9 protein-coding genes are annotated in these 15,906 nt (G+C 71.5%); 5 read left to right on the forward strand and 4 right to left on the reverse strand.

Features of this window, described 5'->3' with window-relative positions; genetic code table 11:
* The first annotated feature begins 177 nt into the window (after positions 1-177).
* The 5 genes from IE242_RS25880 to IE242_RS25900 are packed head-to-tail and all read left to right on the forward strand — an operon-like array spanning position 178 to position 8,724.
* Positions 178-1,401, forward strand: coding sequence for a CDP-alcohol phosphatidyltransferase family protein (locus IE242_RS25880; protein ID WP_189863274.1), 1,224 nt, complete (start codon positions 178-180; stop codon positions 1,399-1,401).
* Positions 1,398-5,894 carry a bifunctional glycosyltransferase/CDP-glycerol:glycerophosphate glycerophosphotransferase gene (locus tag IE242_RS25885; RefSeq protein WP_189863276.1) on the forward strand — a complete coding sequence of 1,499 codons (4,497 nt, stop codon included), beginning with the start codon at positions 1,398-1,400 and terminating at the stop codon, positions 5,892-5,894. The genes IE242_RS25880 and IE242_RS25885 overlap by 4 nt, the downstream gene beginning before the upstream one ends.
* A complete protein-coding gene (locus tag IE242_RS25890; protein WP_189863278.1) occupies positions 5,884-6,684 on the forward strand; it encodes a rhamnogalacturonan acetylesterase in 801 nt (266 codons plus the stop codon). The genes IE242_RS25885 and IE242_RS25890 overlap by 11 nt, the downstream gene beginning before the upstream one ends.
* Complete coding sequence (locus IE242_RS25895) at positions 6,681-7,427, forward strand: hypothetical protein (protein WP_189863280.1); 747 nt, start codon at positions 6,681-6,683, stop codon at positions 7,425-7,427. Before IE242_RS25890 ends, IE242_RS25895 begins: the two co-directional genes overlap by 4 nt.
* Entirely contained in the window at positions 7,420-8,724 is a 1,305-nt protein-coding gene (locus tag IE242_RS25900; protein WP_229859449.1) for a phosphodiester glycosidase family protein, read from the forward strand. The genes IE242_RS25895 and IE242_RS25900 overlap by 8 nt, the downstream gene beginning before the upstream one ends.
* A gap of 141 nt (positions 8,725-8,865) precedes the next feature.
* Here IE242_RS25900 and IE242_RS25905 read toward each other — a convergent pair whose 3' ends face one another.
* The 4 genes from IE242_RS25905 to IE242_RS25920 form a co-directional block, all read right to left on the reverse strand.
* A complete protein-coding gene (locus tag IE242_RS25905) occupies positions 8,866-10,995 on the reverse strand; it encodes a 3-hydroxyacyl-CoA dehydrogenase NAD-binding domain-containing protein (protein ID WP_189863282.1) in 2,130 nt (709 codons plus the stop codon).
* Complete coding sequence (locus tag IE242_RS25910; RefSeq protein WP_189863284.1) at positions 10,992-12,209, reverse strand: thiolase family protein; 1,218 nt, start codon at positions 12,207-12,209, stop codon at positions 10,992-10,994. The genes IE242_RS25905 and IE242_RS25910 overlap by 4 nt, the downstream gene beginning before the upstream one ends.
* Before the next feature lie 151 nt (positions 12,210-12,360).
* On the reverse strand, positions 12,361-13,413 hold the full coding sequence (locus IE242_RS25915) for a LacI family DNA-binding transcriptional regulator (RefSeq protein ID WP_189863286.1): 1,053 nt from the start codon (positions 13,411-13,413) through the stop codon (positions 12,361-12,363).
* Entirely contained in the window at positions 13,410-15,797 is a 2,388-nt protein-coding gene (locus IE242_RS25920; RefSeq protein ID WP_189863288.1) for a glycoside hydrolase family 2 protein, read from the reverse strand. The genes IE242_RS25915 and IE242_RS25920 overlap by 4 nt, the downstream gene beginning before the upstream one ends.
* Positions 15,798-15,906 lie beyond the last annotated feature (109 nt).

The raw sequence follows: 15,906 nt of genomic DNA on the forward strand, positions 1-15,906 counted from the left end.
TGAACGTCGCGATCATGCCATGACACGAGGACGTCGATTTCCGGTCATTCATTGTTAAAGTTCTGACCTCTCATGTGATCCTCCTGTGAAACCCGGGGTTCATCTGTGAGGACTCCCTGGGTCGCGACGAGGCAGCCGCAGGGCTCTGCGTCCTGTCGTGTTCGTGGCTGAGGGGTTATGACCAAGCTGTCCCTGCGGGCTGTCCAGAAGCTGACCTGCAAGAAGCGGGACGCCTGGTGGACGGTCTTCCTCGTCGACCCCCTGGCCACCCGGCTGCTGCTCGTCGTGGCGCGTTTCCGGTTCATCACACCCAACCGGGTCACCTGGGCCGCGCTCTTCATCGGCCTGGCGTCGGCCGGCTTCTTCCTGCGGGGCGACACCGGGTCGCTGATCGTCGGCGCGGTGCTCTACCACCTGAGCTTCGTCCTCGACTGCATCGACGGCAAACTGGCGCGGCTCAAGGGCAACGGCACGGTCTTCGGCGGCTGGCTCGACTACGTCTTCGACCGGATCCGTGTGCTGTTCTGCGCCCTCGCGCTGATGGGCGGCCAGTTCCTCCGCACGGACGACGAGCGCTACCTCCTCGCCGCGCTGGCCGTGGTCTTCCTCGACATGCTGCGGTACGTCGACGCCCTGCAGATCTACAAGATGCGCATGTCGATGCGTACGAAGATCGAGAAGGTCACCAAGGAGCGCGAGGAGGCCGAACGCGCGGTCCGGGGCCTGCCCGAGGAAGCCGAGGAGCCCGAGCAGCTCGTCTTCATGGAGGACCTGCTGCGCGACCACCCCGGTGCGGCGGCGGAGACCCTCCGCGAGCAGGCCGGCGCGGCGAACGTGGTGGACCTGCACGAGCAGTTCCGCGGCCAGTTCCCCTGGTACACCAGGATCCGCCGGGCACTTCTGCGCACCCGGATCCGGCCCCACCTCGTCAGCGGCATCGAGTTCCAGATGTTCGTCTTCATCGTGGGCCCGCTGATCGGGCAGATCCTGTGGACCACCGTGGTCTCCGCGGCGCTGCTGATGCTGTTCGAGCTCGTGATCATGTACAAGTTCTGGCTCTCCACCCGCGACTACACCCGCGTCATGGAGCAGCTGAGCCAGGAGACCCCCCGCGCCGGAGCGATCGCCCCCCAGCTGCACCGCGGCCGGCACCGCCGGGCCGCGCAGGAGGACGAGCTCCGCGCCGAGGAGCACCACCGGGCGCCGGAGCCCGAGGGGCACCCCGGCCTCCCGCACCGCCCCCACCCGCACGCCACCCCCCACGTGCCCGGCTTCCCGCAACAGACCGCACAGCCCGGAACCCCTCCGCAGCACAGTGACACCGTGCCGTTCCCGCACCTCGGGACCGCGCGGTCGTCCTGGCCGCACGGAACCCCCGGGACCTGGGAGAACTCCAGATGAGACAGGTGCCCGACGGCGACAACTACTGGGTGACGGTGGTCATCCCCGCCTACAACGCGGCGACCACGATCGGCAAGGCGCTCCAGTCCGCCGTGAACCAGACCTACGAGCTGGTCGAGGTGATCGTCGTCGACGACGCGTCGACCGACGGCACCATCGAGGTGGTCGGCAACTTCGCCGGCGGCAACGACCGGGTGCGGGTGCTGCGCAGGAAGCAGAACAGCGGCGGCGTCGGCGCCCCGCGCAACTGGGGCATCGCACAGGCGGCCGGCCGCTGGGTGATGTTCCTCGACGCGGACGACGAGCTGCCGCCCCGGGCCTGCGAGCTGCTCGTCGCCAGTGCCCTGGAGACCGGCAGCGACATCACCGCGGGCAGGGCGCTGCGCGTCAACCGGGCCACGGGGGAGTCCGAGCCGTGGGCCCCGGAGGTCTACGCGATGAACCGCACCGTGACGGGCCTGGAGGACTTCCCGCTGCTGCTGTCCGACCCCATCGCCGCGGCGAAGCTCTACAGCGTGGAGTTCCTGCGCTCGGGCGGGGTCTGGTTCCCCGAGGGCGTCTTCTACGAGGACACCTACTTCTCCACGGTCGCCGGCTGCACGGCCAGGGGCGTCACGATCATCACCGACCCCGTCTACCGCTGGATGTGGGAGCCGGAAGGCGCCTCCATCACCGGCCGCACCGGTGAGCTGCGCAGCATCCGCGACCGCATCGCGGTGCACCGCGCCACCGACCGGTTCCTGCTCGACCGCGGCCTGTGGTCGCTGAAGGTCCGCAAGGACTCCAAGTTCCTCTCGCACGACCTGCGCCTGTACATGCGGGCCCTGGCGGAGGGCGACGCGGCCTTCCAGCAGGGCTTCGTCGAGACGGTCAGCTCCTATCTGTTCACCGTCGACGCCGAGGCGTTCGACCTGTGCGGCCCCGTCGACCGGGTGCGCGCCTACCTCCTGATGTACCAGGAGACCGAGGCCGCCCTGACGACCCTGGACTACACCCAGCGCAGGAGCGTGTTCTCCTCCCACCTGGTGGAGGAGGACGGCCGCGTCTACTGGTCGGCGGACCATCTGCACCTGCCGGACGCCCGCCGCTTCCTGGACGTCACCGAACTGGGCCTCGCCGCCGCCCCGGTCTCCCAGGTGCCGCTCTTCGCCCAGCTCAACGGCTGGCAGGTGGACGGCACGAAACTGACGTACGACGGCGAACTCGTCAACCGCTTCGGGCGCATCTCCCCCGGTGACTCGGTCGCCCTGACCCTCGCGGTGCGCAACCGCCACACCAAGCGCGACGTGACCGTGCCCGTTCCCGACGTCCGGGTCGACGAGCGGCACGTGATCTTCGCGGGGAGCACCGACCTCACCCGGCTGCTCGGCGACGACTTCTCCGACAGCACGGTGTGGAACGTCTCGGTCATCGTCGAGTGGAACCGCAGCCGGTCCCGCTCCGCGCTGAACGTCCGCGACATCGAGCTGGACGGACTGCTCTTCCACCGCGAGGGCGAGGAGTTCGAGGGCTACCGCACCGTCAGCGGGAACCTCGCGTTCCGGTCCGCCGCGGCCGGCCGGCGCACCTTCGAGTCGGAGCAGAACGACCCGAACGCCCCCTGGATGTGGTGGCGCGACCGCATCCACCCGCCCATCCGGCAGCTGACCCACCGCTTCGAGCTGGCCGTGGTCGTGCCCTGCTACAACGTGGCCAAGTACCTGGACGACTGCCTCGGCTCCATCGCGGCCCAGCGCGGCTTCGCCGCCACCCAGGTCGTCCTGGTCGACGACGGCGCCACCGACGAGACACCGCGCATGCTGGACGAGTTCGCCCGCCACTACGCCAACGTCACCGTGGTGCACCAGCGCAACGGCGGCCTGGGCAACGCGCGCAACACGGGACTCGACCAGGTCGTCGCCCCCTACGTGACCTTCCTGGACTCGGACGACATCCTCGGCGAGGACGCCCTGGCCGCGATGCTGACGGCCGCGCGGCGGGACGGCTCCGAAGTGGTGATGGGCGACCTGGTCAACTTCCCGGACCGCCCGTACGGCCCGTGGAAGGACTACTTCGGCGGCGGCGACCGCGTCTTCCGGGACTTCGCCGAGGTCCCCGACATGATCTTCAGCGGTTCGGCCTGCAACAAGCTGTTCAGCACCCGGCTGCTGCGCCGGCTGGGCCTGCGGTTCGGCGAGGGCGTGCACTTCGAGGACGCCTGGCTCACCCTGCCCGCGATGCTCCGCGCGAACTCCCTCAGCCTCGTCGACCGCCCGGTCTACTGGTACCGCGGACGCCCCGACGGGTCCTCCATCATGGACTCGCTGTGGAGCAAGCCGGCCAACTACATCGACCACCTGCGGCTGAACCACTTCCTCCTGAACTACAGCAGCCAGGAACGCCCCGAGATCCGCCGGATGTTCCACCGGTACGTCACCCGGACGTACAAGGGCTTCCTCTGCAACGCCCGCAACGTCATGGGCCGTGCGCAGCTGGCCGAGATGTTCCCCGACCTCCACCGGCACTACGCGGAGGTCCCCGACGACGTCATCGTCGAGTTCGTCACCAACCCGGCCCAGCAGCTGGACCACTACGCCGCCAAGACCGGCAACTTCGAGCTGTTCTGCGACCCCGAGCCGGCCCTGGCCGCCGCCCCGCTGACCCTGGAGGTCGACGACGAGGGCTTCTACCGGAACTTCGCGGGCGGCATCCGTCCCAGCAGCACCGCACGGGTCGCGGACCCCAACGTCGTCGTGGAGAGCGTCCGCACCCGGGACGACGTCCTGGTCCTCGAAGGCTGCATGGCCTTCCCCGGTGTCGATCTGAGCGGCCCGATGGGCAACCGCCTGGAGCTCGTCTACCAGACCCGCCACGCCAAGACCGCGGTCCCCGTCACCCAGGTGTACCGGCGCGACGTGTGGAACACGCGGGGCGGCCGGGACCTGTACGCCGGCTGGTACGCGGAGCTGCCCGCCCGCGCGCTGGCCGGGAGCGGCTTCGGCGTCGGCGACTTCCGCCTGCGCGTGCACCGCGCCGACGGCACGCGGCACCGCAACGTCGTGATGAAGGCCCGGCTCGCCCTGCACCGGCTCAAGGGGCCCGGCCAGGTCGGCCCGTACCGCTACATGCTGACCATCGCCGCCCAGGACGCCCTGCACCTGCGGCTCGTCGACTCCGGCCGGATCGCCCGCCTGAGACACACGCTGTGGCGCGCCGCGCGGGAGATCCGCATCCTCAAGACCCGCAACCCCGGCTGGCGCATGCGCCTCGCCTACTGGCTGACCTATCCCTTCCTCAACGGCAAGGAGATCTGGCTGATCGGCGAGCGCTCCGACACGGCGCAGGACAACTCGTACCACTTCTTCAAGTGGATGCGGGAGAACCGCAGGCGCCGCAAGGCGTACTACGTGATCGACGGCGCGTCCCCCGACCACGCCAAGGTCGCCCCGTACGGCCGGGTCCTGAAGATCGGCTCGTTCAGGCACCGCGTGCACCTGCTGCACGCGACCAAGCTCATCGGCTCCTACGACTCCGAGTCGTACCTCGTCCCGGAGGGCTACAAGAAGGCCCTCTTCCTGCACCGGTTCGGCGAGCTGATCAAGTACCAGCGGGTGTTCCTCCAGCACGGGGTCACCTACAACGACGTGACGACCGGTGCCGACCAGCGGGTCGCCAGTTACGACCTGATCGTGACGGCGGGCCGTCAGGAGCGTGACTTCATGGCGCTGGAGGCCGGCTACGGCGACCGGGCGAAGCCCGTGGGCTTCCCGCGGTTCGACGCCCTGAAGCGGGAGCCGAGGGACAGACCGCGCATCCTGCTGATGCCGACCTGGCGGCAGTGGATCGTCACCGCCTCCTACAAGAAGTCGGCCGGCCCGGCCCGCACCAACTTCACCCAGTCCGAGTACTACCGCTTCTACCGGACGCTCCTCTCCGACCCCCGCCTGGGCGCGGCGCTCGACCACTTCGGCGTCGACCTGGAGTTCTTCCCGCACTACGAGATCCGCCCCTACCTGCACCACTTCAAGCTCGCGTCGCCGTCCATCCAGGTCGCCGACCCGCACACCCGCAATGTGCAGCAGGCCATGAAGGAATGCTCGCTGATGGTCACCGACTACTCCTCCGTGTTCTTCGACGTCGCCTACATGGGCATCCCGCTGGTCCACGTCCCCTTCGACGAGGAGGACTTCTACGGGCGGCACTACAAGCGCGGCTACTTCAACCTCTCCGAGCACGGCTTCGGCCCGGTCTGCCGGACCGTCGACCAGGCCGTCGACGAGATCATCGCCGCGATGCGCCGGGGCTTCACCGTGGAGCCGGTCCACCAGGCGCGCGTCGAGGGCTTCTTCGCGCAGCGCGGAGGGGGCAACTGCGAGCGGGTCCACGACGCCATCGACGCCCTGGGGGACGCGAGCGCCGCCGAGCTGGCGCCGCCGGCACCCGTGGGGGCGCTCCGGCCGAGCCCGGCGCGCACCGCGGGGAACACGCGCGAGGGGTGGATCGATGCTGCCTGAGACCGCCCACGGCCCGGCCCGCCTCTTCATCGCCGGCGACTCCAGCGCGTGCACCCGTGAGTTCAGCCGCGCGCCCATGACGGGCTGGGGCCAGGTGCTGCCGCTCTTCTTCACCCCGGACGTGGAGATCGTCAACTGTGCGCGGGCCGGGGCCAGTTCCCGCACCTTCGCGGAGCGCGGGCGGCTCGCCTGGATCCTGGACCAGCTGCGCCCCGGCGACCACCTCCTCGTCTCCTTCGGGCTCATCGACCACAAGCCGGAGAAGGAGCTGCACACCGAGCCCTTCGCCGACTACCAGCGCTACCTGCGGCTGTTCGTCGACGGTGCCCGCGACCGGGGCGCCCACCCCGTGCTGATCAGCCCGCACGAGCGGTGCACCTGGGACGACCACGGCAATCTGCGGCATGTCATCCGCCCCTACCCGATGGCGATGGCGGAACTGGCCGAGCAGACCGCGACGCCGTACGTCGACCTGTACACGCAGAGCCTGCAGTGGTGGGAGCAGCTGGGCCCGCAGGGCACCCGCGCCCTGTTCACGTATCTCGCGCCGGGCCAGTACCCCAACTACCCGGACGGCCTGGAGGACAGCACCCATCTGCTGCCCGACGGCGCCGTCGCCTGCGCCAGGTTCATCGCCCACTCGCTGGCCGGCCGGGGCATCGTCCCGCCGCACTGGGTGACGCGACTCGACGTGGAGCACTTCCCGCCGGAGGCGCTCGGCTGGCTCGACGACGCCACCCACGCCGCCCTCACCCGAGCCCGCACCATGGGAACAGGAGCCACCCTGTGAGCGGCGCGCCGCAGCCCGAGCCCTACCTCCTCACCCGGGTCCACGGGGTCCAGCCGGACGCGCCGCACATCCGGCTCACCGTGGAGCTGACGGCCAACGCCGACCCGCGCGTGCCCCTCCGGCCCGGCCAGGAGGTCGACTTCGCGCTGACCCTGCTGCCCGAGGGCTCCGGCCACCGCTACTACGGCTACGTCATGGCCCAGCCCTTCGCCGGCGTCGCGGACGTGGACCGGCTCGGCGGCCTGAGCCTGCTCGCCGTGGGGGACCGGTACGCCAGCTCGGTGGAGGCGGGCAGCACCCGGACCGCCCGGTTCACCGCGGTGGTCCGGCACGAGGTGGGCGCCGCGGCCTTCCTGATGCCGGAGGTGCGCGCGGGCATCATCGCGCACGGCGGCTCCAGCCTCACCAGCAGCACCCACTCCGTACGGCAGCAGGGCTACCGGATCGCACCGCTGCCGCCGCAGAGCCGCGTCCTGCACATCGCCCCCGGCTACCGCGGAGCGGTCAAGGACCTCACCGCGGGCCTCGGCGAGCGGGTCCGCCTGGTCGGCGTGGGCCCCGCGCGCTTCGGAGCCACCGGCGTCGAGCCGGACGGGGCCGTCCTCTACACCCCGTTCCCCCACCACCTGGGGTACGACCACTTCCCGTACGTCCTCGACGACGGCGACGGGCGTCTGATCCGCGGTCAGGTCACGGTCTACGTGGGCGACGCGGTACCGGCACCCGGCATCCTCGGTGGCTGACGCGGGACGCCGTGGCGGTTCCCGCTCCCGCTCCCGGTGCGGCGCCCTCGCCGCGCTCGCCCTCGCCGTCACCGCCTGCGCCCCCGCCGCCCCGGCCGGGAGCCCGGCTCCGGCGGAGCCGGGCGCGGCGGCGCGGGCCGGTGCCGGCCTGCCCGCGGGCGTGAGCTTCCACCGGCTCACCCGTACCTGGTCCGACGGCCGCGAGGCGCGGATCAGCCTGCTCCGGATCGCTCCCGACGCCGACGCGCGCGTGGTGGGCGTCCACGGCGAGCACCTCGCGACGCCGGACACGGTCCGGGCCATGGCGGCACGGGCGGGGGCCGTGGCCGCGGTGAACGGCGGCTTCTTCGACGTGGCGACCGGGCCGGACTTCAGCGGATACGCCGGTGATCCGCTGGGCGTCTACGCAAGTGACGGCGTCCTGCTCAGCGAGGCGGCTCAGGGGCGCACCGCCCTGGTGCTCGGTCCGCGCGGCAGCGCACCCCGCGTCACCCGGCTCCGCACCGCCCAGTCCGTGGCGGCGGCCGACGGTGCCGTGCGGGAGCTCGACGGCGTCGACCGCGTCCCGGGCAGGATCCTGGGCTGCGGGGGAGTGGGCGGGGACGTGCTGCCCGCCACCGGCGAGGTCCGCACCGCCCCCCTGCACAACCACCTCTGCACCGACCCCGATGAGATCGTCCGGTTCACCCCGGAGTGGGGCGTGAGCTCGCCGCCCGGCGCGCCCGGCAGCGTTGAGGCGCTCCTGGGCGGGAACGGGCGGGTCACGGAGGTGCGGAGCCCCGCGGGCGGACCGATCCCGCGCGGGGCCGGCTCTCTGTACGGGGTGGGCGACGGGGCGGCCTGGCTGCGGGCGCACGCGCGGCCGGGAGGAGCGGTCACCGTCGCGTCGCGGATCACGGACATGGAGGGGCGCTCGGTTCTGGCGGAGGGCGTCTCGGTGCTCGGCGGTGGTCCCGGCCTGGTGTATGACGGCCGCCCGGCCGTCGATCTCGCGGAGAACGGGTATCCCGCGAGCGCTCTGGCGCACCGCGCGCCGAGGACGCTGGCCGGTGTGCGGGCGGACGGAACCCTGTTGCTCGCCGTGGTCGACGGCCGTACCCCGACGAGCGCCGGCGCCACCTTCCAGGAGGCGGCTTCCCTGATGGCCGGACTGGGAGCGGTGTCCGCCCTGAATCTCGACGGCGGGGGGTCCAGCACGATGGCGGTCGACGGGTCCGTCGAGAACACGCCGATGGACGGGGACGGGCGGGGACAGGTCCAGCGACCGGTGGCCACCGCTGTGGCGGTCCTGCCCTGAGCGATTTGGTTGGCCTCCTCGCACTTGTCCGAGGCGTTCGGGTTGTTTGTGCTGCTCGCGTCCGGTGAACCCGGGGTAGCGCAAGAGGAGGACCGCACGGATCTTCACCGTGCGGTCCAACCCCTCGTCGGTGTCGGCCGGTTACGCCGGGACGCTCGCCACTCCCGGCTCCAGGAACCGCTTCCCGTTCACCCGCTCGGAGACGCCCTCACGGTCCAGGTACGGCGTGATGCCGCCCAGGTGGAAGGGCCATCCGGCACCGGTGATCAGGCACAGGTCGATGTCCTGGGCCTCGGCGACGACACCTTCGTCGAGCATGAGCCCGATCTCCTGCGCCACCGCGTCCAGCACCCGCGCCCGCACCTGCTCCTCGGTGAGGACGACATCGCCCTGCTTCAGCAGCGCGGCGACCTCGGGGTCCAGCTCCGGCTTGCCGGAGTCGTAGACGTAGAAGCCGCGCTTGCCCGCCTTGACGACGGCACGCAGGTTCTCGGAGACCGTGAACCGGTCCGGGAAGGCGCCGTGCAGGGTCTCGGACACGTGCAGACCGATCGCGGGGCCGACCAGCTCCAGCAGGACCAGCGGGGACATCGGCAGGCCGAGCGGCTCGACCGCCTTCTCCGCCACGGCCACCGGGGTGCCCTCGTCGATGACGTTCTGGACCTCGCCCATGAAGCGGGTCAGGATGCGGTTGACGACGAACGCCGGGGCGTCCTTCACCAGTACCGCGGTCTTCTTCAGCTTCTTGGCGACGGCGAACGCCGTGGCCAGCGAGGCGTCGTCCGTCTTCTCACCGCGGACGATCTCCAGCAGCGGGAGGACCGCGACCGGGTTGAAGAAGTGGAAGCCGACGACCCGCTCGGGGTGCTTCAGCTTCGACGCCATCTCCGACACCGAGAGCGAGGAGGTGTTGGTGGCGAGGATCGCGTGCGCCGGGGCGACCGCTTCCACCTCCGCGAACACCTGCTGCTTGACGCCGATCTCCTCGAAGACGGCCTCGATGACGAAGTCCGCGTCGGCGAAGCCCTCGGCCTTGTCCAGGACACCGCTGACCAGCGCCTTCAGGCGGTTGGCCTTGTCCTGGTTGATGCGGCCCTTGCCGAGCAGCTTGTCGATCTCGGCGTGGACGTAGCCCACACCCTTGTCGACGCGCTCCTGGTCGATGTCCGTGAGGACGACCGGGACCTCCAGGCGGCGGAGGAAGAGGAGGGCGAGCTGCGAGGCCATCAGACCGGCGCCCACGACACCGACCTTGGTGACCGGGCGGGCCAGGTTCTTGTCCGGCGCGCCCGCCGGGCGCTTGCCGCGCTTCTGCACCAGGTTGAACGCGTACAGACCCGCGCGCAATTCGCCGCCCATGATCAGGTCCGCGAGGGCCTGGTCCTCGGCGTCGTAGCCGGCCTGGAGGTCGCCGTCCTTGGCGGCGGCGATGATGTCCAGGGCGCGGTACGCGGCCGGGGCGGCGCCGTGCACCTTGCCGTCGGCGATGAAGCGGCCGCGGGCGACCGCCTGGTCCCAGGCCTCGCCGCGGTCGATCACCGGGCGCTCGACGACGATCTCGCCCTTGAGGACGGACGCCGTCCAGATGAGGGACTGCTCCAGGAAGTCCGCGCCCTCGAAGATCGCGTCCGCGATGCCGAGCTCGTAGACCTGCACGCCCTTGAGCTGCCGGTTCTGGTTGAGGGAGTTCTCGATGATCACCGAGACGGCCTTGTCGGCGCCGATCAGGTTCGGCAGCAGCGCGCAGCCGCCCCAGCCGGGGACCAGGCCGAGGAAGACCTCGGGGAGGGAGAACGCCGGGACGGCCGCGGAGACCGTGCGGTACGAGCAGTGCAGGCCGACCTCGACGCCGCCGCCCATGGCCGCGCCGTTGTAGTACGCGAAGGTCGGGACGGCGAGGGCCGACAGGCGCTTGAAGACCTCGTGGCCGCCCTTGCCGATCGCGAGCGCGTCCTCGTGCCGCTTCAGCAGCTCGACGCCCTTGAGGTCGGCGCCGACCGCGAAGATGAACGGCTTGCCGGTGATGCCGACGCCGACGATGTCGCCGTTCGCGGCCTCCGCCTCGACCTGGTCGATCGCGGTGTTGAGGTTCGCCAGCGACTGCGGGCCGAAGGTGGTCGGCTTCTTGTGGTCGTGACCGTTGTCCAGGGTGATCAGGGCGAAGCGCCCGGCGCCCAGGGGGAGGTCGAAGTGGCGTACGTGCGCCGTGGTGACGACCTCGTCCGGGAACAGCTCGGCCGCACCCTTCAGAAGCTCTGCGGTGGTGCTCACTTGTCCCCCTCGAAGTGCGGGTTCTCCCAGATGACCGTCGCGCCCATGCCGAAGCCGACGCACATGGTGGTCAGGCCGTAGCGGACGTTCGGCTGGTCCTCGAACTGGCGGGCCAGCTGCGTCATCAGCCGGACGCCGGAGGAGGCCAGCGGGTGACCGAAGGCGATGGCGCCGCCGTACTGGTTGACGCGCGCGTCGTCGTCGGCGATGCCGTAGTGCTCCAGGAAGGCGAGGACCTGGACGGCGAACGCCTCGTTGATCTCGAAGAGACCGATGTCCTCGATCGACAGGCCCGCCTGGGCCAGGGCCTTCTCCGTCGCCGGGATCGGGCCGTAGCCCATGACCTCCGGCTCGACGCCCGCGAAGGAGTAGGAGACCAGGCGCATCTTGACCGGGAGGTTGTTCTCCCGGGCGAAGTCCTCGCTCGCGATGAGCGAGGCGGTGGCGCCGTCGTTCAGACCGGCCGCGTTACCGGCGGTGACCCGGCCGTGGACGCGGAACGGCGTCTTCAGGTTCGCCAGGTTCTCCAGCGTGGTGCCCGGGCGCATCGGCTCGTCGGCGGTGACCAGGCCCCAGCCCGTCTCGCCGCCCTCGGGGTTGGTGCGGCGCACCGAGACCGGCACCAGGTCGGCCTGGATCTTGCCGTCGGCGTACGCCTTGGCGGCCTTCTCCTGGGAGCGCACGGCGTACTCGTCGGCGCGCTGCTTGGTGATCGTCGGGTAGCGGTCGTGCAGGTTCTCGGCGGTCATGCCCATGAACAGGGCGGACTCGTCGACGAGCTTCTCCGACACGAAGCGCGGGTTCGGGTCCACGCCCTCGCCCATCGGGTGGCGGCCCATGTGCTCGACACCGCCCGCGATGGCGACGTCGTACGCGCCGAAGGCGACCGAGCCGGCCACCGTGGTGACGGCGGTCAGCGCGCCCGCGCACATGCGGTCGATGGAGTAACCGGGCACGGAGGTCGGCAGACCGGCCAGGATGCCGGCGGTGCGGCCGATGGTCAGGCCCTGGTCGCCGATCTGGGTGGTGGCGGCGACGGCGACCTCGTCGACCTTCTTGGGGTCGAGGCCGGGGTTGCGGCGCAGCAGCTCCCGGATCGCCTTCACGACGAGGTCGTCGGCGCGGGTCTCGTGGTAGATGCCCTTCGGGCCCGCCTTGCCGAACGGGGTGCGGACGCCGTCGACGAAGACGACGTCCCTGACGGTACGAGGCACGATGGCTCTCCTCCAGGGTGCGGGGTGGCACTGCTGCGGCACACTGAGCGTGCGCTCAGCCCCATGCTACTTGTGGGTAACGTAGCTGCCCAGTCCCCCTGGCCGCAGCGGTGAAGGTCACACGTGATCCGTCCGGCCGGTGCAGGTGACGTCACCCGTGACCGGCCCGCCGGGGCGGCGCCGTCGACCCCCTCGGCGTCAGCACCGGAGTGGGCACCGGATGCGAGCCGCCGCCCTCGCCGCCTGTGATCACCTCGAACAGCGTCCGCGCCACCTCGGCCCCGAACCCGTGCACGTCATGGCTCATCGCGGACAGCGTGGGATGCGTCAGCCGGCAGAGCTGGGAGTCGTCCCACGCCAGCAGCGAGACGTCGTCCGGGACCCGCAGCCCCATCTCCGCCGCCACCGAAAGACCGGCCACCGCCATGATGTCGTTGTCGTACACGATCGCCGTCGGCCGGTCCTCGCCCAGGGCGCTGAGCAGCGACCTTGTCGCCCGCGCCCCCGACTCGCCCGAGAAGTCGGTCGCCACCTGCCACGCCCCGGCGAGCTCCAGCGCCCGCGCGGCCTCGTCGAACGCGGCCGTACGGATGGACGTGTGCCCGAAGGCCGCCGCGCCGCCCACCCGCGCGATCCGCCGGTGCCCGAGCGCGGCGAGATAGCGCACGGCCTCCGTGACGGCGGTGGCGTCGTCGGTCCACACGGAGGGGAGGCTGCCGGTCAGGGAAGGGTGCCCGACGGCCACGACCGGGAGGCCGAGCCGTTCGACGGCCGCCGGCCGGGGGTCGTCCGCGTGGAAGTCGACCAGGATCGAACCGCCGACCTGCTTCCCCCTCCACCAGGTGTCGAGCAGCCCGGCCTCCTCCTCCAGGTTCCGTACCAGCCGCAGCAGCAGCGAGCACGAGCGCTCGGTCAGCACGCTCTCCACGCCCGAGACGAACTCCATGTAGAAGGGCTCGAGCCCGAGCAGCCGGGCCGGCCGGCAGATCGCCAGCCCGACCGCGTCCACCCGCCGGCTCGACAGCGACCGCGCGGACGAGTTGGGCGCCCAGCCCAGCTCGCGCGCGGCCGCGAAGATCCGGTCCCGGGTGGCCTCGGACAGCCCCGGCCGCTGGTTGAAGGCGAGCGACACGGCCCCCTTGGACACCCCGGCACGGGCGGCGACGTCCTTGATGGTGACGCGGGGGGTCGGAGGGGTCGTCACAGGGTCGGCTCCACGCAGTACAGGGCGGCTCGGGCGGCAGTCGCGTCGGGGTCCGTCCAGCCGTCCACGCCGATGGTGACGTGCTCGCCGGGGAGCAGCGTGACGAGCCCGGTGTCGGCCCGCGCCCCGGGTGCCAGCCGGTCGGCCTGGAGCAGCAGGTCGCGCACCAGGGTACGGGCGGTCACCGTCACCGTCCCCGGTGCCACCGAGACCTCGAACTCCGGCTTCGGGTAAGGGATCTCGCGGTCCGGCACCGGGAAGTGCACCGCACGCAGCCCGTCGACATCCGCGACCAGGAACTCCTTCGCCCCCACGGGCTCCAGCTCGCGCGGTACGCGGATGTCGGCGACCGCCCGCGGGAAGGCCGTGACCTGCACGGTCGCCCCGCCCAGCACGGTCCCGTCCACGGACATCCGCCGCAGCCGCAGCCCGGCCCGCCACACCTCGGCCGCCTGGTTGACCGCGGCGAGGACCAGCCCGTCGTCCCCGGCCCGCAGGGTCAGCAGCCGGTCCGCGTACAGCCGGCGCAGCTCGTGGTACAGCGGCTTCGGCCGGCCGTCACCGTCGATCGCCGCCCAGGAGGTCACCGGCCAGCAGTCGTTGAGCTGCCACATGATCGTGCCCGCGCACACCGGCCAGTGGGACCGCCAGTGCTCGATCCCGGCGGCGACGGCCCGCGCCTGGTTGACCTGCATGAGGTAGTGCCAGCGGTCGAAGTCCGCGCCCGGCTTCCCCTCCGGCACGGCGAAGTGGCGGGCGAGCCCCCGCTCCAGCTTGCCGTTGCCGTCCTCCGCCTTCTGGTGGTGCAGCATCCCGGGGGAGTCCGCGGCGGGCTCCTCGCCGGGCAGCGCCCGCCGCAGCGTGGCGTACGCGGGCGGGGCCTGCCAGCCGAACTCGGCCACGAAACGCGGCACGTTCGCCCGGTACTCCGCGTAGTCCCGCCGGTTCCACACCTCCCACGAGTGGTGCGTGCCGTGCGCGGGGTCGTTGGGGTGGTGGTCCCAGGAGCCCGACCAGGGGCTGCCCGCCGTGTACGGCCGCGTCGGGTCGAGCTCGGCGACGACGCGCGGCAGCAGCCCCAGGTAGTAGCCCTCGCCCCACGACTCCCCGGCGAGCCGCCCCTCCCAGTCCCAGTCGCGGAAGCCCCACAGGTTCTCGTTGTTGCCGTTCCACAGCACGAGCGAGGGGTGCGGCATCAGCCGTACGACGTTCTCGCGGGCCTCGGCCTCCACCTCGCCCCGCAGCGGCTGCTCCTCGGGGTAGGCCGCGCACGCGAACGGGAAGTCCTGCCAGACCAGCAGCCCCAGCTCGTCGCACGCGTCGTAGAAGTCCTCGCTCTCGTAGATCCCGCCACCCCAGACGCGCACGAGATCCACACCCGCCTCGGCCGCCTGCGTGAGCCGCTCGCGGTAGCGCTCGCGCGTGATCCGGGACGGGAACACGTCGTCCGGGATCCAGTTGACCCCGCGCGCGAACAGCCGCGTCCCGTTGACGACGAAGGTGAACCCGGTGCCGTACGCGTCCGTGCTCCGGTCCAGCTCCAAGGTCCGGAAGCCGATGCGGCGGTGCCAGGCGTCGAGCGGGGTGCCGTTGTGCGTGAGCGTCAGCTCGACGTCGTACAGCGGCTGTTCCCCGTACCCCCGCGGCCACCACAGCTCCACGTCCGGCACGTCGAGCCGTACGGTCCCGCTCGTGCCGTCGACGGCCGCGACCGCCCGTACGTCACCGATCCGCGCCTCCAGGGTGAGGTCGGCCTCGATCCGCGTGCGCTCGACGTCAACGTGCAGCTCGACCCGCCCCCGGCCCCCGTCGGCGACGGTGACCAGCGGGCGCACCCGGGCCAGCCGCGCCGTCGACCAGCGCTCCAGCCGCACCGGACGCCAGATCCCGGCCGTGACCAGCGTCGGGCCCCAGTCCCAGCCGAAGGAGCAGGCCATCTTACGGAGGTACTGGAAGGGCTCGGGGTAGGCGTTCGGACGGTCGCCGAGCCGCTCCCGTACCGCCTCCGCCTCGGTGTACGCGGAGGCGAAGCGCACCGTCAGCCGGCCGGAGAGGCCCGTCACGTGGAAGCGGTACGAGCGGTGCATGTTGCGCACCCGGCCCAGCGGCCGGTCGTCCAGCAGGATCTCGGCAGCCGTGTCGAGTCCGTCGAAGACGAGGTCGGTCTGCTCGTGCCCGGTGGGGGAGGGGGCGAGGTCGGTCTCGTACGTCCACTCCCGGCGCCCCACCCACGCCACGTCCGTCTCGTTCGGTCCGAGGAAGGGGTCCGGGATCACCCCGGCCGCCAGCAGATCGGTGTGCACACAGCCCGGGACCGCGGCGGGCAGCTCCGCGCCGTCGTGCCGCAGGGTCCATCCGTCGGTGAGCGGTGTGGCGTCCAGCATGCGCACTCCCTAAACCGGTCGAGCCGGTTGGTCGAAAGGCCTGCCTGAAACATTTCGAATCCCTTGGCGCGATTGGGACTTTACCGGTTCAGTGACGGTCTGTCAGAGT

This window comes from Streptomyces poonensis, assembly GCF_014650915.1.
GTDB classification, from domain to species: Bacteria; Actinomycetota; Actinomycetes; order Streptomycetales; family Streptomycetaceae; genus Streptomyces; species Streptomyces poonensis.

Bases quoted from the DNA above. Each gene is read 5' to 3' on its own strand.
- IE242_RS25880 (WP_189863274.1), top strand. From the start codon at position 178: ATGACCAAGCTGTCCCTGCGGGCTGTCCAGAAGCTGACCTGCAAGAAG.
- IE242_RS25885 (WP_189863276.1), top strand. From the start codon at position 1,398: ATGAGACAGGTGCCCGACGGCGACAACTACTGGGTGACGGTGGTCATC.
- IE242_RS25890 (WP_189863278.1), top strand. From the start codon at position 5,884: ATGCTGCCTGAGACCGCCCACGGCCCGGCCCGCCTCTTCATCGCCGGC.
- IE242_RS25920 (WP_189863288.1), bottom strand. From the start codon at position 15,797: ATGCTGGACGCCACACCGCTCACCGACGGATGGACCCTGCGGCACGAC.